The organism is Streptomyces sp. PA03-3a, from assembly GCF_033792735.1.
In the GTDB taxonomy this organism is placed as follows: domain Bacteria; phylum Actinomycetota; class Actinomycetes; order Streptomycetales; family Streptomycetaceae; genus Actinacidiphila.
Genome location: NZ_JARAVM010000002.1, coordinates 159985 through 181181 on the forward strand (window position 1 = coordinate 159985; position 21197 = coordinate 181181).

Consider the following 21197-nt stretch of genomic DNA (forward strand, 5'->3'; position numbering starts at 1 on the left):
CCGTGAGCGCCCGGCACGTCCTCCTCGTCATCGCCCACGGCAGCCGCGACCCGCGGCACGCCTCGACCGTCCACGCCCTGACCGAGCGGGTCCGGGCGGCCCGCCCCGGGCTGCGGGTGGAGACGGCCTTCCTCGACCACTGCGCGCCGAACGTGCCGCAGGTCGTGGACCGGCTGGCCGCGGAGGGCGTGCGCGACGCGGTGGCGCTGCCGCTGCTGCTGACCCGCGCCTTCCACGCCAAGGCGGACATCCCCGCGGTGCTGCGCGAGTCCGCGGCGCGCCACGCCCGGATGCGCGTGCGCCGGGCGGACGTGCTCGGCCCCTCACCGCTGCTGCAGACCGCCCTGGAGCGGCGGCTGCGCGAAGCCGGGCTCCGCCCCGGCGACCGCCCCTCGACCGGGATCGTCCTGGCCTCGGCGGGCTCCTCCGACCCGGAGGCGATCGCAGTGATCGCAGAAATCGCGCGGGAGTGGCGGCGTACCGGTTGGTGCGCCGTGCGGCCTGCGTTCGCCTCCGCGTCCCTTCCCACCACGGACGAGGCGGTGCGCGCGCTGCGCGCCGAGGGCGTACGGCACGTCGCCGTCGCGCCGTACGTCATCGCGCCGGGCTTCCTGCCCGACCGCATCGCCCGCGGCGCCCTGGCCTCCGGCGCGGACGTCCTCGCCGACGTCCTCGGCGACGCCCCGGAGGTCGCACGGCTGCTGCTGCGGCGCTTCGACGAGGCGCTGCTGCCGCGTCGGTCACTGGCCCTGGCCTGAGGCGTGGCGGGGGCAGGGGCCGTCAGGACACGACGTCCGCCAGGCGCTCCACCTGGCCGGGGTCCGACGCCCAGCAGTACAGCACCACTTCGTCGGCTCCGGTGCCCCCGTACCCGGCGACCGCGTCCCGGATCTGCTCCGGGGTCGTCAGCAGTCCCTCCGCGACTCGGTCGGCGAACCCGCTGAAGGCGTAGTAGGCGCGGATGTTGGCGCGGGCCGCGGCGACCACCTCGTCCGGGCCGAGCGCGACGTTGGCCTGGGCGACGAGCCGGGGCCGCCCGGGCCGCGCGTGCCGCTCCCAGCTCCGTTCCGCCTCGCGGAAGAGCCGGTCCATCGCCTTGGGCGGCATTCCGGCGCCCAGGAAGCCGTCGCCATGGCGGCCGACCCTGTCGAGTGCGGCCGGGACGAAGCCGCCGAACAGCACCTCGGGGCCGCCCGGGGTCACCGGGGCGGGGCCGATCGGTCCGGTCCCCTCGCCGTACGGGTCGCCCGCCCACAGGCGGCGAAGCACCGCCATCTGCTCGTCGAGCAGGTGGCCGCGGCGGTGGAAGTCGGCGCCCGCGGCGCGGAAGTCGTCCTCGCGCGCGCCCACTCCGATGCCGAGGGTGAAGCGGCCGCCGCAGAGGCGGTCCAGGGTCGCCGCCTGCTTGGCCAGGACGGCGGCGTCGCGGAACGGTGAGATGAGGACCTCGGTCTGCAGCCGGATCCTGCGGGTCGCCCCGGCGAGCACCGCGAGGGTGACCAGCGGTTCGGGGTTGTCGTACACGAGGCGGTCGAGCAGGCCGAGGCTGCTGAAGGGGCCGTCGTCGGCGCGGCGGGCCCAGGTCGTCAGCGCGGCGGGGTCGTCGACGGGAAGGCCGAGTCCGATCTTCATAGGGAACTCCTCCGGAAGGGCAGGGACATGTGGTGCCGCCCCTCCGTGACCGCGCACCGACCGTGCGGGCCGCTCCCGTTCTGCGGCGTCCTTCAGGGAGCGTGATCATCGAGTGCTGCCACCGTAACCCGGCTCCCCCGGCCCGGCCCCCTCATTTTCCCGTGTCGTACCGGCCTAGTAGTAGTGGCGTAGCGCGGGCCACAGCTGTGACCACGGTTCGTTCGGGCCCGTGCACAGGACGATGCCGGCGTGCTGTTCCTCGTTGTCGACATCCTGGCCGTTGTCGACGCGGCCGACCCGCCGGCAGCCGGTGAAACGGCGTTCGACGCCGTCGGAGTCCTCCTGACGTACCAGCAGCACCGGGCCGGTGGCGGAGTCGGGAGGCGGGCCCCAGTCGGCGAAGCTCATGTGGGCGGAGTAGGGGGCGGGCAGGCCGCGGGCGGGACCGTAGTGCGCCAGGGCTCCGGCCTCGCCGTAGTTCTGGGCGAACACGACCGCGCGGGGCCGGTCGGCGGCGGGCACGTCGGACCAGGCCTCGGCGACGGCGTCGGCGAGTTGCGGCCAGCCGATCTGCTCGCCCTGCTCCTTGTTGACGCCGTTCACCGCGCCCACCACACCCGGCGGGAGCACGGGCAGCGAGATCAGGGCGCTGATGACCGCCGTCAGCGCCACGGCCGGCCACATGGCGCGCGGCCGGGAGACGGAGGTGACGCAGCCCGCCGCGAGCAGCACCAGCAGCAACGGCAGGCAGTAGTACGGCTTGCCGCCCGAGACGACCACCACGACGGCGAGCAGGAGGTAGGCCGGGACGAACGCGCGCGCCCACCGCAGCGCGGGATCGCGCCACAGCCGCAGCCCGCCCGCGATCCACACTGGGACGAACACCGGTGAGAGGAAGACGATCTGCTGGGGCACGAACAGAATGCGGTTCTCGGTGCCGTCGTCCGCGCTGATGCCGCCCGCGACGGTCAGCTGGGGCCAGCCGTGCGCCGCCTGCCACCACAGGCTGGGCAGGGCCACAGCGAGCGCGACGGCGGCTCCGGCGAGCGGCCACCAGCCGCGCAGCACCTGCCGGGGTCCGGTGGCGAGCAGCGCCACGAGCAGAGAGAGGGCCAGCAGGGCGATCAGGTACTTGTTCTGCATCCCGACGCCGAGGGCCGCGCCCAGCGCGAGCCACAGGCGGCGGTCGCCGGTGCGCAGCAGCCTGAGCAGGAGCCAGCAGACGACCACCCAGGCGAGCATGTCGAAGGTGGCGGTGGAGACCAGGTGGCCGACGGCGAGGACGAATCCGGAGACCGCCGTGCACGCCGCCGCGAGCACCTGCGCGGCCCGCCCGCCGCCCAGTTCACGGGCGACGGCGGCGACGGTCACGACGGTCACGGCGCAGGCGAGGGTGGCCACCACCCGCAGCCCGGCGGGCGTGTCACCGAAGACCGCGGTGGACAGGCGGGCCGCGAGCGGGGTGAGCGGGGGCTGGTCGACGTAGCCCCAGGCGGGGTGGTCGCCGGCGACGAGGAAGTACAACTCGTCGCGGTGGAAGCCGTAGCGGCCGGACAGCGCCGTCAGCACGGCGGCGACCGCGGCCGCGACCCCGAGCACCGGCACGGCGGCGAAGGGCGCCACTTGCGCGCGGACGTGCGCAGCGGACATCCCCCACCCCCCGGTGCTCCCGGTGCTCCCGGTCGACGGTACCGGGGCGGTGCCCGGGGGGCCATGGTTCCGGCGGGAGGACGGTGTCCTACCGTCGCCGTACACGGACTCCAGGGAGGGGCCATGACAGACGCAGGAAGACGGCGGCGCATCGCGGCGTGGGTGCTCGGACCGGTGGGGCTGGTGCTCTTGGTCGGTGCGGTGGTGACGTCCCGGACGGGCTACACGACGGGTACGGTCTCCAGCGCGGCCATGGAGCCCGGCTACTCCCCCGGTGAGCGGCTCCTGTTCGAGCGGATCGAGGCGGACGAGGTGCGGCGCGGCGACGTGGTGCTGATCGACGGGCAGGGCCGTTACCAGGGCGGGCCGGTACTGGAGCGCGTGATCGGCGAGGGCGGCGACCGGGTCGCGGAGCGGCGCGGCGGACCGGTGACGGTGAACGGCGAGGAGCTGTCCGAGCCGTACGTGAAGGACGGGGATCCGTCGGGCGGGGCGCCCGCGTTCGACGTCACGGTGCCCGAGGGACGCCTGTTCCTGCTGGGCGACCACCGCGCGGACTCCATGGACTCCCGCTACTTCGTCCGGGACCAGTCGGGCACCCTCCCCGCCGCCGGTGTCCGGGCCCGCGTGCTGGAGGACCGTACCGGCCCCCTGCTGCTGGCCCTGGGGGCGCTGTTCGGCTTCGCGTCGGCCGTCACCGGACTGGTGCTGGGCATCGCGGCGCGGGCCGCCCGCCGCAGCGGGCGCGGCCCGGTCGCGCCGCCGGTCTGGAGCCCCGTACCGCCGGTGCCGTAGGTGCCATGACCGGGGGTGGTGACGGTGGGGGGCTCGGCTGTCCGCGCCGTCTCGCGCCCTGCGGGCGCACAGCGGCGGGACAGCCGAACGAACACCCTCCGCCGGCCCCGGTACTCCTACAACCCGTCGACGTCGAAGCGGCTCAGCCGCGTGCCTCCGCCGCGCGAGGCGCGGTCGAGCAGCGCGGTCAGCAGGCGGCGCCCCGGGGTGAGCCGTGCGCGGGCCTGCGGCGGGAGGTCCCACAGGGTGCGGGAGTCGCGCAGCCGCAGCCCCCAGGCGGCCAGTTCGCCCGGATCGTCGCAGGTCCAGCCGACGTTGACGGCGCGCGGGCGGCGGGCCTCCGCGGAACCGACGGTGTCCATCAGGAGGACGGAGCCGGGGAACCGGTCGCGGATGACGTCGACGGCGGAGCGGGCGCCGTCCTCGGAGACGTAGATGAGCACGGCCTCGGAGACGAAGAGGTACGGGCCGGGGACGGCCGCGACGGCCGCCGCCCAGTCCGGTTCGGTCGCGGAGCCCGCGACCATGCGGCGGCGGTCGTGTTCCGCGAAGAGCTCGCGGCGCAGCGCGATGACGTCCGGCAGGTCGATCTCGACCCAGGTGGCGGCGCCGTTGTCGAGCCGCTCGTAACGGGTGTTGAGGCCGACGCCGATCTCGACGACGGTGCCCGACGGGTGCTCCTCCAGGAACTCCCGTACCCATTCGTCGAGCACGACGCCGCGGAACACCGGGCCGAGCAGCCTCAGCTTGCCGCCGACGCGCGTGAGGTCGCGGTCGAGGGCGTCGGCCACCTCCACCGACCGGGGGTCGCGGGTCAGCGGACGCCGGCGGCGCGTCTCGGCCGCGCGCGCCCGCAGCGGTATGAGCAGGGTCTCCTGGACCCGGCCGAGTTCCACGCGGCGACGCTCCACCCGGGCACCGTACCGCGGTTCACGCCCCGCGAAGGGCGTCCGCGAGAGGGCCGTCGCCGGTGACCTCGGCATCCCCGTCCCTCAGGGCGCCGGCGATGCCCCGGACGGCTCCCGGGGGCAGTGCCACGACCGCGTCCGGGCGCTTGGCGGGGCCGTCCGCGTACGAGGGGGTCCCGCCGCCGAGTTCGATGTGGAAGGCGCCCTCGTCGAGGCGGACCTCGACGACCCCCGCGGGGACCCCGGGCAGCGCGGCGAGGTGCCGCATGAGGGGCACGGCGGCCCAGTGCGCGCGGACGGCGTCGGTGGGCCGGGGCTCCCGCAGCTCCGGCGCGCCCCATTCGGCGAGGGCGCCGAGGACGCCGAGCAGTTCCCGGCCGCGCGGGGTGAGTTCGTAGACGTACGCGGCGCCGGGCGGCGCGAGGCGGCGGCGGGTGACCAGGCCGTCGCGCTCCATCTCCTTGAGCCGGGAGGCGAGGACGTCGGTGCTGACGCCGGGCAGGTCGGCGTGGAGGTCGGTGTACCGGCGGGGGCCCGCCAGCAGCTCCCGGACGATCAGGAGCGTCCAGCGCTCCCCGACGGTGTCCAGGGCCCGGGCGACGGAGCAGTACTGGTCGTAACTTCGGCGCGGCATGATCCCCAGTGTAGACAAGGAGTTGGACTTTCCAAGCGCGCACTTGGTAAAACCAAGGAGAGCAGCGTACCGGGCAGGACCGCGGGACCGGATCGGGAGGCCGTCGCATGGAGTACAAGCAGTCGGGCAAGCTGGCCGACGTCTGTTACGAGATCCGGGGGCCGGTGATCGAGCACGCCAACGCGCTGGAGGAGGCGGGGCACAGCGTGCTGCGGCTCAACACGGGCAATCCGGCGCTGTTCGGGTTCGAGGCGCCCGAGGAGATCCTGCAGGACATCATCCGCACGCTCCCCGCGTCGCACGGCTACAGCGACTCACGCGGCATCCTGTCGGCCCGCCGGGCGGTCGCCCAGCACTACCAGGAGCGCGGGCTCGCCGATGTCGGCGTGGACGACGTCTTCCTCGGCAACGGGGTGTCGGAGCTGGTGCAGATGGCCGTCCAGGCCCTCGTCGACGACGGTGACGAGGTGCTGATCCCGGCCCCTGACTTCCCGCTGTGGACGGCCGTGACGAACCTGGCCGGCGGCAAGGCGGTGCACTACCTCTGCGACGAGCAGGCGGACTGGTTCCCCGACCTCGACGACATCGCCTCCAAGATCACCAGCCGTACGCGGGCGCTCGTCATCATCAACCCCAACAACCCGACGGGCGCGGTCTACCCCCGCGAACTGCTCGAGGGGATGCTCGACCTGGCGCGCCGCCACCACCTGGTGGTCTTCGCCGACGAGGTGTACGACAAGATCCTCTACGACGACTCCGTGCACCACTCGGCGGCACAGCTCGCACCCGACGTGCTCTGCCTGACCTTCAGCGGGCTGTCCAAGGCGTACCGGGTGGCGGGCTTCCGCTCCGGCTGGCTGGTCGTCACCGGTCCCCGGCAGCACGCCAAGAGCTACCTCGAGGGCCTGACGATGCTGGCCTCGATGCGGCTGTGCCCCAACGTCCCGGCCCAGCAGGCGATCCAGGCCGCCCTCGGCGGCCGGCAGAGCATCAAGGACCTGATCCTGCCCGGGGGACGGCTGCACGAACAGCGCGACAAGGCCTGGGAGAAGCTGAACGAGATCCCCGGCGTCAGCTGCGTCAAGCCCAAGGGCGCGCTCTACGCCTTCCCCCGGCTGGACCCGAAGGTGCACCGGATCCACGACGACGAGAAGTTCGTGCTCGACCTGCTGCTCCGCGAGAAGATCCAGGTCGTCCAGGGCACCGGCTTCAGCTGGCCGCGCCCGGACCACTTCCGCATCCTGACCCTCCCCCGCGCCGACGACCTGGACGCCGCCATCAGCCGCATCGGGCGCTTCCTGGCCGGCTACCGGCAGTAGTCCGGGTCAGGCGCCGGGTTCCCGGAAGGGATGGATGCGGGGGCGGGAAGCCGGCGCGCTGGGATTCCTTGTGCAGAGGAGCGGGAGAAGGAAGCACACCACGGAGCCGCCCCCGCGTGCCGCTCACCCTGACGGCGGGACATGGGGCTGCCGCCTTCCGTTTTCATGCGGCCGGACACCGGGACGACGGTCGTTGTAGGGGGCACCACTCCCGTGGGCGGGGGTTTTCCCCACTCCCTGGGGAGGAGAAACCCGCCGCCGGTTCACCTGTCAGCCGGATGGGGCGCTGTCCCGCGGGCCCATAGCGTCGAGGGCGAGGCGGTGGTGAGGTTCCACCGTCCGGCTTCGAGGGGGTTCGCAACCGTGGCAAGCGCACACGGCAGGGCACGTACCGCGGAGACGGTGCGCGGGCAGGGCATCGCCGCCGCCATGGGCGGCTGGAGCGCCCGGCACCGCTGGACGGCGGTCGGGAGCTGGCTGCTCTTCGTCGTACTCGCGCTGGCCATCGGCTCGATGGCCGGGCGGGTCGACCTGACGGACCGGGAGGAGGTGCCCGGGGAGTTCGGGCAGGCGGTGGCCATCCTGGACGACGCGGGGCTGAACGACGAACCGGCCGGCGAAATGGTGCTGGTCCAGGCGGCCGGGGGTTCCCTGCAGGCCACCGACCCGGCCTTCCGCGCCGTGGTCGGGGAGGTCGTCGCCGCGGTCGAGGGCACCGGCCAGGTCGCCTCCGTCCAGTCGCCGTACGACGTCGGCGCGATCTCCGAGGACGGCCGGTCCGTACTGGTGAGGTTCGACATGCGGGGCGACCCGCAGACAGCACCCGACCGGGTCGAACCGGTCGTCGAGGCCGTCAGCGGTGTCCAGGACAAGCACAAGGACCTGAAGGTCGAGCAGTTCGGCGCGGCCAGCTCGGAGAAGGTCTTCAACGACGCGTTCGGCAGCGACTTCCAGCGCGCCGAGTACTCGGCGCTGCCGGTCGCGCTCGGCATCCTGCTGATCGCCTTCGGCGCGCTGGTGGCCGCGCTGCTGCCGGTGCTGCTGGCGATGACGGCCTTCCTCGCCACGACCGGCCTGGTGGCCGTGGTGAGCCACGCCGTCCACATGAGCGACACCGCCAACTCCGTGATGCTGCTGGTCGGCCTGGCGGTCGGTGTCGACTACTGCCTCTTCTACCTGCGTCGTGAACGTGAGGAGCGGGAGGCCGGCCACGACGCGCAGACCGCGCTGCGGATCGCTGCGGCCACCAGCGGCCGGGCGGTGCTGGTCTCCGGCGTGACCGTGATCGTCGCGATGGCGGGCATGCTCTTCACCGGCATCGGCGACTTCAAGGCGATGGGCCTGGCCACGATGATGGTGGTGGCCGTGGCGATGTTCGGCTCGGTCACGGTGCTGCCCGCGCTGCTGTCCCTGCTGGGCGAGCGGGTCGAGAAGGGCCGGATCCCCTTCCTGCGCCGCCGCGGCAAGGGGACGGGCGGGGAGTCCCGCGTCTGGCGGGCGATCCTCGGGGCCGTGCTGCGCCGCCCGGTGGTGGCGGCGGCCGTGGCCGGCGGGGCGCTGGTCGCGCTCGCCGTCCCGGCGGTCGGCCTGAACACCGCGAACCTGACCCTGAGCCAGGAACTGGGTGACGGCCTGCCGGTCGTCCGGGCGTACGAGGACATCAACACGGCGTTCCCCGGCGGTCCGGACCCGGCCCAGGTGGTCGTCAAGGCCTCGGACATCACCTCGCCCGAGGTACGTCAGGCCATCGACGCCTTCTCCCGGGCGGCCGTGGCCGAGGGCGCCTCCCCCGGCCCGGTGGAGACCGAGCTCCACGAGAAGGAGGGCGTCGCCGTCCTGAAGGTGCCGCTGACGGGCGGCACCGACGAGGAGAAGGCCGAGGCCTCGCTGAAGGTCCTGCGTGACGAGGTGCGCCCGGGCACCCTGGGCGGGGTGGCCGGTCTCACGGCGCCGATCGGCGGCTCGACCGCGGCGTCGATGGACTTCACCGACAAGATCGGCGACGCGGTACCCCCGGTGTTCGCCTTCGTCGTGGCCTTCGCCTTCCTGCTGATGCTGCTCTCCTTCCGTTCGCTGACCATCGCGGTCACCTCGATCGTGCTCAACCTGCTGTCGGTGGGCGCCTCCTACGGCATCCTCACCATCGTCTTCCAGCACGGCTGGGGCGCCGGCCTGGTGGGCGCCGAGGGCGTGGGCGCGATCGTGGCCTGGCTGCCGCTCTTCCTGTTCGTGATCCTCTTCGGGCTCAGCATGGACTACCACGTGTTCGTGGTCTCCCGGATCCGCGAGGCGCGGATGCGCGGGCTGACCACGCAGGGCGCGATCCGGCACGGCATCACGACGACCGCCGGTGTGGTCACCAGCGCGGCGGTCATCATGGTGGCGGTCTTCGCGATCTTCGGCACGCTGTCCATGCAGAGCATGAAGCAGATGGGCGTGGGCCTGGCCGCGGCGGTGCTCATCGACGCCACCGTCATCCGCGGTGTGCTGCTGCCCGCGGTGATGTCCCTCTTGGGCGAGCGCAACTGGTATCTGCCCAAGTGGCTCGGCTGGCTGCCGGACATGACCCACGACGAGGCGGCTGTCGCGCCCGCCCCGGTACGGCAGGCCACCGCCCCCGCACCGGTCGAGCCCTCGGGCGTGGGCCGCTGACCCGGCGGACCCGGTGAGGACGCTCCGGCCCGGCCCCCGACGCCACGGGGGCCGGGCCGCGGCGTACCGGCTCCCGCTCAGGGCCGGCCCGCGCCGTACATCGCCGCGACGGCGCTGTCAGCCCTCGGCGCCGGGGAGTGGGGCTATGGCCCCGCTCCCCGGGCCGTCCGCCGCGCGTGCGGCCGGGGCCGTGGCCGCACTCGCGGGGCCGGCGGTCCGGAACGGGTCGAGGACGGGTGCCGGACCGCGCACCGCGAACGGCGCGGTGCGGTCGGGATCCGAGAAGAGGTCTCGCTCATCGCCTGAATTCGACATGCCCGCAGCGTATCCCGTGTTCGAATATCTGTGCGATCCCCCGAAAGGGTCAATGAACCGGCGGCCCGAACCTCCGCACCTCCGCGCCCGCCCCCGGCTCGTACGGTCGCCACAGACCGCGCCCCTCGCCCGCCCCGCCTCCCGCGCCGCCGTCCGGGCGGCCGGTCGCCACGAACGAGGCGAGCGCCCCGCCGAAGGCCCGGGCGAGCGCGCGGTCGGACCCGTCCACCGCGCCGAGCATCGGCGCCTCCGCGAACGCCTCGAAGTTGCCGAAGAGGAAAGGAAGTTCGGAGCAGTGCGTGGCGCCGAGCCTGCCGTCGTCCCCGGGCGGCCGCCGCGTGAAGAGGTAGGCGTACGCGGGCCGCCCGCGCTCGGCGCAGCGGGACGCGATGTCGGTCACCCCGGCCCCGAAGACCCGCTCTGTCGCGCCCTCCATGGGGAAGCCGGCCGGAGAGGCGGCGCGGAAGGCCGTCATCTCGTCCTGCGTGCTGCCCAGCAGGACGTCCGTGCCGTCCAGACCGCCCGCGGCAACCGCCGCCAACGGGGCGACGGGCAGGCCGGCCCCGCCGAGCACCGGGTACATCGGCGGCCCGACCGCGCCGGGCCTGGCGCGCTCGGCCGACAGCCGCCCGTACGCCGACACCATCCGTTCGGCCGTCATCTCCCGCAGTTCCGGCAGATGCCTGACGCCCCGGACGCGCAGATAGGCCGCGGCGACCTCGGCCGCCTCGGCGGGCTCCTGCGGTGCGAGCCCCCACGGCCCGCTCTCGGCGATCACCCGCCGGACGAGGGGCCGCGTCCCGGGGTCCACGGCGAGGCAGAGCGCGCAGTACGCCCCGGCCGACTGCCCTCCCACCGTGATCAGCGCCGGGTCGCCGCCGAAGGACGCGATGTTGTCGCGCACCCAGTACAGCACCGCGGCCTGGTCCCGGCTGCCCAGGTTGTCCGCGCCGATCTCCGGCAGGTACAGCCAGCCCAGCGCTCCGAGGCGGTAGTTGGCCGTGACGACGACGATGCCGCCGAGGGCGGCGAGCCGCGCGCCGTCGTACCAGTCCCAGCCGCCGGAACCCGTGGTGAAGCCGCCCCCGTGGAACCACACCAGCACGGCCCGCGGGGCGGCGCCGGGCTCGAGCGCCCCCTCGGGACTCCACACGTTGAGGGTGAGGCAGCCCTCCTCGTCCCCGTGCGTCTCGTGCGGGCCCGTGACGACGGCCAGCCGGGACGGCGCCTGCGGCACGTCGGGGCCCGCGTGGGCCGCGTCGCGGACGCCGGGCCGGCCGGGCGGCGGTGCGGGCGGGGCGAACCGCAGCGCGCCGACCGGCGAGGCCGCGTAGGGGATACCGCGGAAGGCCGCCACACCCCGCTCCTCGGTCACCCCCCGCACGGAGCCCCGCTCCGTGGCGACCACCGGCCGCCGCTGCCCTTCGGTCCCGCTCTCGCTCTCCATGGCAGCCGGTCTACCGGCAACGGCCGTTCGGTGGCCACGACCCGCCCGGCCGACGCGGCGGCAAGGGTGACCGAAGCGCCCGGACTGCCGAACGCGCGCCCTGCGCTGCCGCCGCCGTCACGCCCCCGGTGCGCCGGGTGCCGCGGCGGCCTCTCCGGCCCCTCCCTGGGCGGCTGCCGCCGCCTCCGCCTCGGCGGCCTGCCGCTCCCGCTCCTTGCCGCGGGCCGCGGCGCGCCGTCCGTAGAGGACCGTCCAGGCGATGAGGACACCGGTGACGGCGTACGACAGCACCGAGTTGACCGTCACCATGGTGGCGGTCGACAGCCGGTACGAAAGGCCGATCCTGGTGAGGGCCTCCAGGACGTAGCCGACGCCCCACACGACCGTCATGATGCGGATGACATGGCGGAAGCCCTCGTACTGCCACAGGCCGTCGAACCGTTCGGCGTCCTCCTTGGTGCCGTCGGTGCCGAACTTCCGCCCGAAGTAGAACATCAGCGGCCGCGGTGCGAGCAGGCTGGCCAGGCAGACCACCCCGAACAGGCCGGTGACGGCGGAGTCCTTGACCAGCAGCAGGCGCGTGGAGTGCGGTCCCACGACGGTGACGACCGCGCTGATCACCAGGAAGAGGAGGGTGATGACGGCGAACTCGTCCGCCTTGCGCCGCCAGGCGAGCGTGATGGCGGTGTCGAGCACCGGCCACACGCCGGAGACGAGCAGGGCGGAGAACTCGCTCCATCCGGCGTCGGTGAGCCGGCCGTAGGTGAGGACGGGCAGGACGATGTTGAACGTGATGGTGAGCGCCCAGCCGAGCGCGGACGACGTGCCTGACCGTTCGGACACGGCTTTCCCCCCGTAGTAGTTGCCGAAGCCGCAGGGGAACATATGCGCGGCGCCGCCGCCCTGCCGGGCGCTTTGCCCAGCCTTTAGAACGGCGGCGCCATGTGATGCCGCCGGGCCCCTCACCGGGGCCCGGCACCGGCTCAGTCCTGCGGGAGCGGCTCCCCCGCGAAGGCGGCGGCGAGCCGCAGCCAGGGGGCGGCCTCGGCCTCGCGGCCCTGCCGTTGGAGGGTGCGGCCCAGCATCAGGTGGGCGTAGTGCTCGACCGGGTCGCGCTCGACGACCACGCGCAACTGCTCCTCGGCGCGGCCGAGCTGGGCGGAGTGGTAGTAAGCGCGGGCGAGCAGGAGGCGCGGGGCGACCTGCTCGGGCACCTCGTCGACGACGGCCGTGAGCAGCCGGGCCGCCTCGGTGTATTCCTTGGCCTCGAAGTAGAGGCCGGCGCGCGCCCAGCGCTCCGCCGTGGTCTCCTCGTGGGAGGCGTAGGACCCCTGGGTGGTGACGGTGTTCACGCGAGCTCCTCTCCGGGTGCGGTGTGCGGCATGCGGCCGGCCGGCTCCAGTCCGAACCGGCCCCGCTCGAAGTCCTCGACGGCCTGGATGACCTCGGCCTTGGTGTTCATGACGAACGGGCCGAAGTGCGCGACCGGTTCGCGGATCGGGCGGCCGCCCAGGATCAGGACGTCCAGGGCGGGGGTGCGGCTGTCGGGGTGGTCGGTGGCCTCCAGGGTCAGGGTGTCGCCGCCGCCGAACACGGCCATCTGGTGCGCGTCCAGCGGGCGGCGTTCGGCGCCCGCTGTGCCGCGCCCGGACAGCGCGTAGGCGAGGGCGTTGAAGTCCGCCCGCCAGGGCAGGACCAGCCGCGCGCCGGGGCTGACGGTGGCGTGGACCAGCGTGATCGGGGTGAAGGTGCTCCCCGGTCCCGCGTGGCCCGCGACCTCTCCGGCGATGACGCGGACCAGCGCCCCGCCGTCGGGCGAGGACAGCAGCGCGGACTCCGGGCCCTCGATGCTCTGGTAGCGGGGCGCGTTCCACTTGTTCGCCCGCGGCAGGTTCACCCACAGCTGGACGCCGTGGAAGAGCCCGCCGGAGACGACCAGGTCCTCCGGCGGCGCCTCGATGTGGAGGATGCCGCTGCCGGCCGTCATCCACTGCGTCGCGCCGTCGGTGATGGTGCCTCCGCCGCCGTGCGAGTCCTGGTGCTCCATGCGACCGTCGATCATGTACGTGACGGTCTCGAAGCCGCGGTGCGGGTGCCACGCGGTGCCCTTCGGCTCGCCGGGCGCGTACTCGACCTCGCCCATCTGGTCCATGTGGACGAACGGGTCGAGCTCCCGCGCCGGCACGCCCGCGAAGGCGCGGTACACGGGGAAGCCCTCGCCCTCGAAGCCCTGCGGTGCGGAGGTCACCCGGCGGACGGGGCGCTGCTGCGCGGTCACCGGGTCGGGTTCGGCGACCCGGGGCAGCAGCAGGGTGTTCTCCACGGTCACGGCAGGCATGACGCCCTCCTCGGCGGTCCCGGCGGGCCCGGTCCGGACCCGCACGGTCGATTTAACATTCAACCAACCGGATCCATTCCGCCCGCCCGGCCCGCCGCCGACGCCGGCCGCCCGCCGCGCTCCCCCGCTGCCGCCGTCGGCCTCAGAAGCCGAAGCGCGGGCGCTCGCCCTCCGGCACCAGGTCCACGTACTCGGGGTGCTTGCCGATCCACCCGCGGATGAACGGGCAGAAGGGCAGCACCGCGAGGCCCCGCTCGCGGGCCGCGTCCAGCGCGGCGCGGGCGAGGGCGCCGCCGAGGCCGCGGCCGCCGAAGCGGGGGTCCACCTCAGTGTGGATGAACGCGATCTGGTCCCGGTACAGGTGGTACTCGGCGAAGCCGGCCACCTCCTCGGCACCGCCCTCCTCCGCCGCGTCGAAGATCTCGAAACGGGACTTGCCGGGGTTGTCGGCGACGCGCAGTGCCATCGTCTCTCCTACTCGGGCCGCAGGGCGGCCAATTGCTGCTCGAACGGAACGACCGTATCCACCGCGGCCACGGGGGCCGACGGCCGTACCGCCAGGAGCGCCGCCAGCTCGCCCGCGGCGCGCGCGATACGGGTCGGCAGGGTGTCGGTCAGCGCGTCGCCGCTGCCGCCCCAGTCCTCCGACGCCGCGTACACGGCGGTCGGGACGACCACGGCCCGCAGGAAGGCGAAGAGCGGCCGCAGGGCGTGCTCCAGCGCCAGCGAGTGCCGGGCCGTACCGCCGGTGGCGGCGATCAGCACGGGCTTGCCGGACAGCGCGTCGTTGTCGATGACGTCGAAGAAGGACTTGAACAGCCCGCTGTACGAGGCCGAGAAGACCGGTGTGACGGCGATCAGGCCGTCCGCCTGCGTCACGACCGCGACGGCCTCCGCCAGGGCGCGGCCGGGGAAGCCGGTGACCATGTTGTTGGCGATGTCCACGGCCAGGTCGCGCAGTTCGACCACGCGGACGTCGACCGCACGGCCGCCGTCCGCGACGGCCCGCCGTACGGCCTCGGCGAGCCGGTCGCCGAGCAGCCGCGTGGAGGACGGCGTGCTCAGGCCCGCCGAGACGACCACCAGCTTCAGGGGTGCGAGGGTCACTTCACAGCCTCCTTCGTCTCCAGGGCCCGCGCGTCGCGGCGCGCCACCAGCGAGGCGTGCGTCGGGGCCTCCGGCACGTCCGCGGGACGGCCCTTGGCGAACTCCTCGCGCAGCACCGGCACGACCTCCTCGCCGAGCAGGTCGAGCTGCTCCAGCACGGTCTTCAGCGGCAGTCCCGCGTGGTCCATCAGGAACAGCTGGCGCTGGTAGTCGCCCGCGTACTCGCGGAAGCCCAGCGTCTTCTCGATGACCTGCTGCGGCGAGCCGACGGTCAGCGGGGTCTGCTCGGTGAAGTCCTCCATCGACGGGCCGTGCCCGTACACCGGCGCGTTGTCGAAGTACGGACGGAACTCCCGGACGGCGTCCTGCGAGTTCTTGCGCATGAACACCTGGCCGCCCAGGCCGACGATGGCCTGCTCCGGGGTGCCGTGGCCGTAGTGCGCGTAACGCGTGCGGTACAGCTCGACCATCCGCTTGGTGTGGTCGGACGGCCAGAAGATGTTGTTGTGGAAGAAGCCGTCACCGTAGTACGCGGCCTGCTCGGCGATCTCCGGCGAGCGGATGGAGCCGTGCCACACGAAGGGCGCCACGTCGTCCAGCGGCCGGGGAGTCGAGGTGAAGCCCTGCAGCGGGCTGCGGAAGCGGCCGGACCAGTCGACGACGTCCTCGCGCCACAGCCGGTGCAGCAGCGCGTAGTTCTCGATCGCCAGCGGGATGCCCTGCCGGATGTCCTGCCCGAACCAGGGGTAGACCGGTCCGGTGTTGCCGCGGCCCATCATCACGTCGACGCGGCCCTCGGCCAGGTGCTGCAGCATCGCGAAGTCCTCGGCGATCTTCACCGGGTCGTTCGTGGTGATCAGCGTGGTCGAGGTGGAGAGGACCAGCCTCTCCGTGCGGGCGGCTATCCAGCCGAGCATGGTCGTCGGGGACGAGGGCACGAACGGCGGGTTGTGGTGCTCGCCGGTCGCGAAGACGTCCAGACCCACCTCCTCGGCCTTGAGCGCGATCGCCGTCATGGCCTTGATCCGCTCGTGCTCGGTCGGCGTCCTGCCGGTCGTGGGGTCCATGGTCACGTCACCCACGGTGAAGATCCCGAACTGCACCGGCTTCACTCTCCTCCGTCGTCTCCGATGTTTGTTGATTATTCAACCACCCTTTTCAACCGGATGCCCCATCGGGCTATTCCGCCCCACCCCGCACCGGGCCCCCGCACCGGGCCCCCGGGGCGCGGCGCCTTCCGGGGGCCGCTTCCGGGGCCTCCATCGCGGGAGCAGGCGCGGACTCCGACTGCGGGCCCCCGGCGGAACGCCTGGCCCGCGGGGTCGTGCGCAGCGAGAGCGGCACCGGGATCCGGGGCGGCAGAGGACGGGGGCACGGGCTCCGCCGCCGGGGGCCGCCGCGCCCCGGGCCGCCGAGAGGAGTCGCGGGGAGTCGCGGGGATACACGTCGGAAGCCTCCCGCGCGACGCGCGGTCGTCACCCACCCAGGTCGAGGTGTCGGTGAGGTTGTGACGGGCCGGGTGAGGCGGTGCCGCGACACCCTGCCCGGTGCGCCGCGCCGAGGGCGTGGGCCGCTCACGAACCACCTGCGGGGGACCCGGGGCGGTCCGGACACGGACGGTCGACCGTAGCGGACCGCGTGAGAGAAAGGCGAATTACGTCCACGGGTGGGTGAAAAGCGCCTGTGTGACTGGATCGGAACACCTCCGGCAGAGCACTCTCGGGGGCGCCGCCAGCCCGGCGTACACCGCCCCTACACCGCCCCGCGCGTCGTGCCCCGCGGCGCTTTCCCGCCCGCCTCCGAGCCGAAGTCCGTTCCTGACACATGAGCCACGTGATGCTGCCCCCGAAGCCCACCGCCCTCGACGCGCGTTCCGCGGCGGGCCTCGTCCGGCAGTGGCGCAGGGCCGTGGAGCCCGAGGCGCTGGCCGCGGCGTACGACGCGCTGGCCGCGGCGGGGCCGCTGGTGCCGACGCCGTGGGGCGCGCTCCTGGTCACCGGGTACGAGGAGTGCCGGCAGGTGCTGACGGGACGCGAATGGCTCACCCTGGGGGCCCGGTGGCGCGACGCCCACCGCCCGGGGTGGCGGGCGAGCGCGAGCACGGTCGGGCTGTGCGAGACGCCGCTGCAGCAGGATCCGCCGGAGCACACCGCGCGCCGCCGCCCGCTCAACGCGGTGCTGGCCCCCCGGGTCGTGCGGGAGGCGGCGGAGCGGCTCGTGGAGCCGCTCACCGAGCGCCACGTCGGGGAGTTCGCCGCGGCCGTGCGCCGCGACGGCGCCGCGGACGTCGTCGCCCGGGTCTGCCGGCCGCTGCCCACCGCGGTCCTGGCGGAGATGGCCGGGCTCCCGGAGTGGATCGACCGGGGGTGGCTCGCCGCCGAGAGCGCCGCCATGGTGCGGGTGGAGGAACTCGCCGCGCCGCCCAGCGTCGTACGGCGGGCGGACGCCGCCGCGCTGGCCCTGCTCGACGCGTACGACCGCGCGCTGGCCGAGCGGCTGCGGCACCCCGCGCAGGACCTGCTCTCGCGGTGGGCCGCGGAGGACCCGGCGGGGGCCCGCTACCTGCTGCTGACGCTGTTCTCCGCGGGGGTGCCCACCACGGCGGCGCTGCTGGCCGGGACGGCGCTGGCACTGACCGCCGACCCCGCGCTTGCCGAAAGGATCCGCCAGGACCCGGGGTTCGCGGGGCCGCTCACGGACGAGCTGCTGCGCTGGGACCCGCCGGGACGGGCGGTGACCCGTGTGCCGGACGCGGACACCGAACTGGGCGGCCGCCCGGTGCCCGCCGGGCGGGTCGTCCACGCGCTCATCGGCGCGGCGCACCGCGACCCGCAGCGCTTCGCCGCCCCGCACGTCTTCGACCCGGACCGGCCGGCGCAGCGGCTGCTCGCCTTCGGCGGCGGCCTGCACTACTGCCTCGGGTCCCATCTGGCCCGCGCGCAGGCGCTCGCCTTCGCCCGGGCCTTCGCCCGCGAGCTGCCCGGCGCCCGGGCCGCCGCCCCGCCGGTGCGGCACGCCGGGCCGAGCATGGTCGACATCGCCCGGCTGACCATCCACGCGCCCCTCACCTAAGGGAGACCGAAGGCCAGTGACCGAAATCCAGGACGCCACGGACGCGTTCCGCAAGGACCTGTCGTCGTCGACCTTCGTGCGGGCCATGGTGGAGACGGGCGTCCGGCCCTTCTACCGCACCATGCACATGACGGGCGACGGGGAGGCCGTCGTCGAGGGCCGGAACGTCGTCATGGCGGGCTGCAACGACTACCTGGGCCTGTCCACGGACCCCCGCGTGACGGCGGCCGCGGCCGAGGCGCTGACCCGCTACGGCGCGTCCTGCTCCGGTGCGCGCACCCTCAACGGCACCCTCCCCCTCCACGGCGAACTGGAGGCGCGGATCGCGGACTTCCTGGGCACCGAGGCGGCCGCCGTGGTCACCACCGGCTTCCAGGCGAACCTGGCGGTGGCCGCCCTGATCGGCCGCGGCGACATCGTCTTCAGCGACATGTCCAACCACGCCTCGCTGGTCGACGGCATCCGGCTCGGCGCCGGGCGCCGCGTGCTGTACCCGCACTCGGACACCGCGCGGCTGGACACCCTCCTGGAGCAGGCCGCGGCCGCCGAACCGACCGCCGGCAAGGTCCTCGTCACCGACGGGATGTTCTCCATGGACGGCGACCTGTGCCGGCTCCCCGCGCTGACGGAACTCGCCGCCCGGCACGGCGCCCGGCTCGTCGTGGACGGCGCCCACGACATCGGGCTGCTCGGCCCGGGCGGGCGCGGGGTCGCGGAGCACTTCGGGCTGATGGACCGGGTCGACCTGTTCACCGGCACCCTGTCCAAGTGCTTCGGCTCCACCGGCGGGTTCCTCGCCGGGCCCGCGCACGTCATCGACTACCTGCGCTACAGCGCCCGTTCCATCCTCTTCTCCGCGTCGATGCCGCCGGCCGCGCTCGCCGCCGGGATCGCCGCGCTCGGCATCGCAGCGGCCGAGCCCTGGCGGCGCCGGCGCGTGCTCGCCCTGGCGGAGGCACTGCGCGCGGGACTGCGCGCGCTGGGCTACGACACGGGGGACTCGGTCACCCCGGTCGTGCCCGTCCTCATCGGGGACGCCACCACCTGCGCGCTCATGTGGCAGGCGCTGCTCGACGAGGGCGTGTTCACCAACGCCGTCGGGGCCCCCGCCGTCCCCGAGGGGCGGTGCGTGATCCGGGTGACGGTGCAGGCCACCCACTCCGACGTCCACCTGGAGCGGATCCTGGACGCCTTCGCCGCCGCCGGGCGCCGGGTCGGCCGGGTCCCGGACCTGCCCGCCCAGGCGGTGGCCCGGTGAACGCGGTCACCGTCACCCCCGTCGGGGACCGCGCCGCCACGACGGCCTTCGTCCGGCTGCCGTACGCGCTCCACCGCGACGACCCGTACTGGGTCGCGCCGCTGGAGCGGGAGATGCGCGCCTTCCTCGACCCGCGCCGCAACCCCTTCTTCGACACGGCCGAGGCGCGGCTCTTCCTCGCCCGCCGGGGGCGCCGGACCGTCGGCCGGATCGCCGCCGTCGCCGACCCGCGCTTCCAGGAGCGGCACGACTTCACGTGCGGTCACTTCGGGCTGTTCGAGTGCGCCGACGACCTCGAGGCCGCCGGCACCCTCTTCGACGCGGCGGCGGCGTGGCTCGCCGGGCGCGGGCTGACCCGGATGCTCGGCCCGCTCAGCTTCTCCGTCAACGACGAGTGCGGGGTGCTCGTGGACGGTTTCGACGGGCCGCCGAGCGTGGGCATCCCGTACAACCCGCCGTACTACGCGGACCTGCTGACCGGCTGCGGCTTCGGCAAGGCCAAGGACCTGCTGTCCTGGCTGGTGCCGATGCCCCCGGACGGCGAGCCGCCCGCCGCGATCGCCCGGGTCGCCGCGCGCACCCTGGCCGACCCCGCCGTGCGGGTGCGGCCGCTCGACCGGGACCGCTACGAGGACGACATGGCCGTCATCAGGGACATCTACAACGACGCCTGGGCCGAGAACTACGCCTCCGTCCCGCTGACCGACGCCGAGTTCCAGCACATGGCCGCGCAGCTGAAGTCGGCCGTCCACCCGGAGCTGGTGCGGATCGCCGAGGTGGACGGGGAACCCGCCGCCTTCACCCTGTGGGTGCCCGACGTGAACCAGGCGCTGCGCGCCGCGCGGGGCAGGCTCACCACCTGGGGGCTGCCGATCGGCATGCTGCGGATCAGCCGGGCGATGGGGCGCATCACCCGCGTCAGGGGCGGCACGTCGGGCGTGCGGAAGGAGCACCGCAGCCGCGGGCTGGTCGCGGTGCTGCTCGCCGACGCGCAGCGCGCGGCGTTCCGGCTCGGCTACACCGAGACCGACCTGTCCTGGATCCTGGAGGACAACCGCGGCTCCAACCGGCACGCGCAGGCCATGGGCGGGGTGCACTTCAGGACGCACCGGCTGTACGAGCGCGACGGCGGGGGCCTGCGGTGAGGTACCTCGTGACCGGCGCCACCGGCTTCGTCGGCGGCCACCTCGTACGCCATCTCACCGCCCGCGGCCACGAGGTGACCGCGCTGGTGCGCGGCGGCCGCGACGTGCCCGGCGCCCGCAGCGTCCCCGGCGACCTCGTCACCGGCGCCGGGCTGGCCGTCGCGCTGCGGGGCGTGGACCGGATCGTCCACCTGGCGGGGGTCACCAAGGCCGGCGACCCGCGGGCCTACGCGGCCGTCAACGCCGCCGGGACGCGCCGGCTGTGCGAGGCCGCCGCGGCGCTCGCCGTACCGCCCCGCCTGGTGTACTGCTCGTCGCTGGCCGCCTCCGGCCCCGGGCGGCGCCGCCACGAGGACGCGCCGCCGGAGCCGGTCTCCGCGTACGGGCGCAGCAAGCTCGGCGGCGAGTGGGCGGTGCGGGACGCGGCGGACCGGCTGCCGGCGGTCGTGGTGCGGCCGCCGATCGTCTACGGCCCCGGCGACCCGGAGTTCCTGCCGCGTCTGGTGGCGGCGGTGCGCACGGGGCTGCTGCCCGCGGTCGGCAGGCCCGGGCCGCGGCACTACTCGCTGATCCACGTCGACGACCTGTGCCGGGCGCTGATCACGGCCGCCGACCCCGCCACCACGGAGGTGGGCACGTACCACGTGTGCGACGGCACCGAGCACCGCTGGGAGGACATCGGCGCCGCCGTAGCGGCCGCGCTCGGCCGCCGCGCGCCCCGGGTGGTGCACATCCCCGGGCCACTGGCGATGGCGGCGGCCCGGCTGTTCGGCCGCGCGTCGGCGCTCAACCCCGACAAGGTCGCCGAGGCGCTGCATCCCGCGTGGACCTGCGCCCCCGGCGGCCGGCTCCCGTACCGCCCCGCCGTCACGCTCCCCGAGGGGCTGCGCGGCGCCCTGAACCGCTGACCGCCCCGCGAGGAAGG

Annotated in this window: 19 protein-coding genes; 8 read left to right on the plus strand and 11 right to left on the minus strand. The window is 74.4% G+C overall.

Annotated elements, in window-relative coordinates; translation table 11 throughout:
* Positions 1–2 precede the first annotated feature (2 nt).
* Positions 3–758 carry a sirohydrochlorin chelatase gene (locus tag PV342_RS02930; protein ID WP_500315744.1) on the plus strand — a complete coding sequence of 252 codons (756 nt, stop codon included), beginning with the start codon at positions 3–5 and terminating at the stop codon, positions 756–758.
* Positions 759–780: 22 nt separating this feature from the next.
* On the opposite strand, the gene PV342_RS02935 is transcribed toward PV342_RS02930, so the two are convergent.
* Together PV342_RS02935 and PV342_RS02940 are read right to left on the minus strand one after the other, a co-directional pair.
* Entirely contained in the window at positions 781–1632 is an 852-nt protein-coding gene (locus PV342_RS02935) for an LLM class flavin-dependent oxidoreductase (protein WP_391575436.1), read from the minus strand.
* Positions 1633–1806: 174 nt separating this feature from the next.
* The gene (locus PV342_RS02940; RefSeq protein WP_400795866.1) at positions 1807–3282 is read right to left on the minus strand and encodes a glycosyltransferase family 39 protein; all 1476 of its coding nucleotides are present in this window, start codon (positions 3280–3282) and stop codon (positions 1807–1809) included.
* A gap of 123 nt (positions 3283–3405) precedes the next feature.
* Here PV342_RS02940 and lepB point away from each other — a divergent pair, with 123 nt between their 5' ends.
* The gene (gene lepB / locus PV342_RS02945; RefSeq protein WP_400795863.1) at positions 3406–4077 is read left to right on the plus strand and encodes a signal peptidase I; all 672 of its coding nucleotides are present in this window, start codon (positions 3406–3408) and stop codon (positions 4075–4077) included.
* A 116-nt stretch (positions 4078–4193) separates the two neighbouring features.
* Here lepB and PV342_RS02950 read toward each other — a convergent pair whose 3' ends face one another.
* On the minus strand, positions 4194–4988 hold the full coding sequence (locus PV342_RS02950) for a class I SAM-dependent methyltransferase (protein ID WP_500315745.1): 795 nt from the start codon (positions 4986–4988) through the stop codon (positions 4194–4196).
* A gap of 19 nt (positions 4989–5007) precedes the next feature.
* Positions 5008–5619, minus strand: coding sequence for a winged helix-turn-helix transcriptional regulator (locus tag PV342_RS02955; RefSeq protein ID WP_396346330.1), 612 nt, complete (start codon positions 5617–5619; stop codon positions 5008–5010).
* Positions 5620–5726: 107 nt separating this feature from the next.
* Between PV342_RS02955 and PV342_RS02960 the strand changes: the two genes are divergently transcribed.
* Complete coding sequence (locus PV342_RS02960) at positions 5727–6938, plus strand: pyridoxal phosphate-dependent aminotransferase (RefSeq protein ID WP_386987052.1); 1212 nt, start codon at positions 5727–5729, stop codon at positions 6936–6938.
* Positions 6939–7367: 429 nt separating this feature from the next.
* A complete protein-coding gene (locus PV342_RS02965; RefSeq protein WP_500315799.1) occupies positions 7368–9590 on the plus strand; it encodes an MMPL family transporter in 2223 nt (740 codons plus the stop codon).
* Positions 9591–9954: 364 nt separating this feature from the next.
* Here PV342_RS02965 and PV342_RS02970 read toward each other — a convergent pair whose 3' ends face one another.
* From PV342_RS02970 to PV342_RS03000, 7 genes are all read right to left on the minus strand, one after another.
* Positions 9955–11352, minus strand: a complete 1398-nt coding sequence (locus PV342_RS02970) for a carboxylesterase family protein (protein ID WP_400795852.1) — start codon at positions 11350–11352, stop codon at positions 9955–9957.
* Between the two features lie 117 nt (positions 11353–11469).
* On the minus strand, positions 11470–12195 hold the full coding sequence (locus tag PV342_RS02975; RefSeq protein WP_400795849.1) for a VC0807 family protein: 726 nt from the start codon (positions 12193–12195) through the stop codon (positions 11470–11472).
* Between the two features lie 140 nt (positions 12196–12335).
* Positions 12336–12704, minus strand: coding sequence for a tetratricopeptide repeat protein (locus tag PV342_RS02980; protein ID WP_361008297.1), 369 nt, complete (start codon positions 12702–12704; stop codon positions 12336–12338).
* Complete coding sequence (locus PV342_RS02985) at positions 12701–13690, minus strand: pirin family protein (protein ID WP_329185114.1); 990 nt, start codon at positions 13688–13690, stop codon at positions 12701–12703. The genes PV342_RS02980 and PV342_RS02985 overlap by 4 nt, the downstream gene beginning before the upstream one ends.
* A 142-nt stretch (positions 13691–13832) precedes the next feature.
* On the minus strand, positions 13833–14156 hold the full coding sequence (locus PV342_RS02990) for a GNAT family N-acetyltransferase (RefSeq protein WP_018563160.1): 324 nt from the start codon (positions 14154–14156) through the stop codon (positions 13833–13835).
* 8 nt (positions 14157–14164) lie between these two features.
* Positions 14165–14797, minus strand: a complete 633-nt coding sequence (locus tag PV342_RS02995; RefSeq protein ID WP_400795844.1) for an FMN reductase — start codon at positions 14795–14797, stop codon at positions 14165–14167.
* Positions 14794–15900 carry an LLM class flavin-dependent oxidoreductase gene (locus PV342_RS03000; protein WP_400795841.1) on the minus strand — a complete coding sequence of 369 codons (1107 nt, stop codon included), beginning with the start codon at positions 15898–15900 and terminating at the stop codon, positions 14794–14796. Before PV342_RS03000 ends, PV342_RS02995 begins: the two co-directional genes overlap by 4 nt.
* Positions 15901–16621: 721 nt before the next feature.
* On the opposite strand from PV342_RS03000, the gene PV342_RS03005 reads away from it, so the two are divergent.
* From PV342_RS03005 to PV342_RS03020, 4 genes are read left to right on the plus strand one after another with little or no spacing between them, the layout of a single operon-like run.
* Positions 16622–17869, plus strand: a complete 1248-nt coding sequence (locus tag PV342_RS03005) for a cytochrome P450 (RefSeq protein WP_500315746.1) — start codon at positions 16622–16624, stop codon at positions 17867–17869.
* Between the two features lie 16 nt (positions 17870–17885).
* Complete coding sequence (locus PV342_RS03010; protein WP_386987071.1) at positions 17886–19127, plus strand: aminotransferase class I/II-fold pyridoxal phosphate-dependent enzyme; 1242 nt, start codon at positions 17886–17888, stop codon at positions 19125–19127.
* A complete protein-coding gene (locus tag PV342_RS03015) occupies positions 19124–20272 on the plus strand; it encodes a GNAT family N-acetyltransferase (RefSeq protein ID WP_500315747.1) in 1149 nt (382 codons plus the stop codon). The genes PV342_RS03010 and PV342_RS03015 overlap by 4 nt, the downstream gene beginning before the upstream one ends.
* Positions 20269–21180 carry an NAD-dependent epimerase/dehydratase family protein gene (locus PV342_RS03020; protein WP_329185126.1) on the plus strand — a complete coding sequence of 304 codons (912 nt, stop codon included), beginning with the start codon at positions 20269–20271 and terminating at the stop codon, positions 21178–21180. The genes PV342_RS03015 and PV342_RS03020 overlap by 4 nt, the downstream gene beginning before the upstream one ends.
* Positions 21181–21197 lie beyond the last annotated feature (17 nt).

What these genes read in the sequence shown, in the direction of transcription:
- PV342_RS02935 (WP_391575436.1), bottom strand. Translation starts at nt 1,632, where the DNA reads ATGAAGATCGGACTCGGCCTTCCCGTCGACGACCCCGCCGCGCTGACG.
- PV342_RS02940 (WP_400795866.1), bottom strand. Translation starts at nt 3,282, where the DNA reads ATGTCCGCTGCGCACGTCCGCGCGCAAGTGGCGCCCTTCGCCGCCGTG.
- lepB (WP_400795863.1), top strand. Translation starts at nt 3,406, where the DNA reads ATGACAGACGCAGGAAGACGGCGGCGCATCGCGGCGTGGGTGCTCGGA.
- PV342_RS02955 (WP_396346330.1), bottom strand. Translation starts at nt 5,619, where the DNA reads ATGCCGCGCCGAAGTTACGACCAGTACTGCTCCGTCGCCCGGGCCCTG.
- PV342_RS02960 (WP_386987052.1), top strand. Translation starts at nt 5,727, where the DNA reads ATGGAGTACAAGCAGTCGGGCAAGCTGGCCGACGTCTGTTACGAGATC.
- PV342_RS02965 (WP_500315799.1), top strand. Translation starts at nt 7,368, where the DNA reads ATGGGCGGCTGGAGCGCCCGGCACCGCTGGACGGCGGTCGGGAGCTGG.
- PV342_RS02970 (WP_400795852.1), bottom strand. Translation starts at nt 11,352, where the DNA reads ATGGAGAGCGAGAGCGGGACCGAAGGGCAGCGGCGGCCGGTGGTCGCC.
- PV342_RS02985 (WP_329185114.1), bottom strand. Translation starts at nt 13,690, where the DNA reads ATGCCTGCCGTGACCGTGGAGAACACCCTGCTGCTGCCCCGGGTCGCC.
- PV342_RS02990 (WP_018563160.1), bottom strand. Translation starts at nt 14,156, where the DNA reads ATGGCACTGCGCGTCGCCGACAACCCCGGCAAGTCCCGTTTCGAGATC.
- PV342_RS03005 (WP_500315746.1), top strand. Translation starts at nt 16,622, where the DNA reads ATGAGCCACGTGATGCTGCCCCCGAAGCCCACCGCCCTCGACGCGCGT.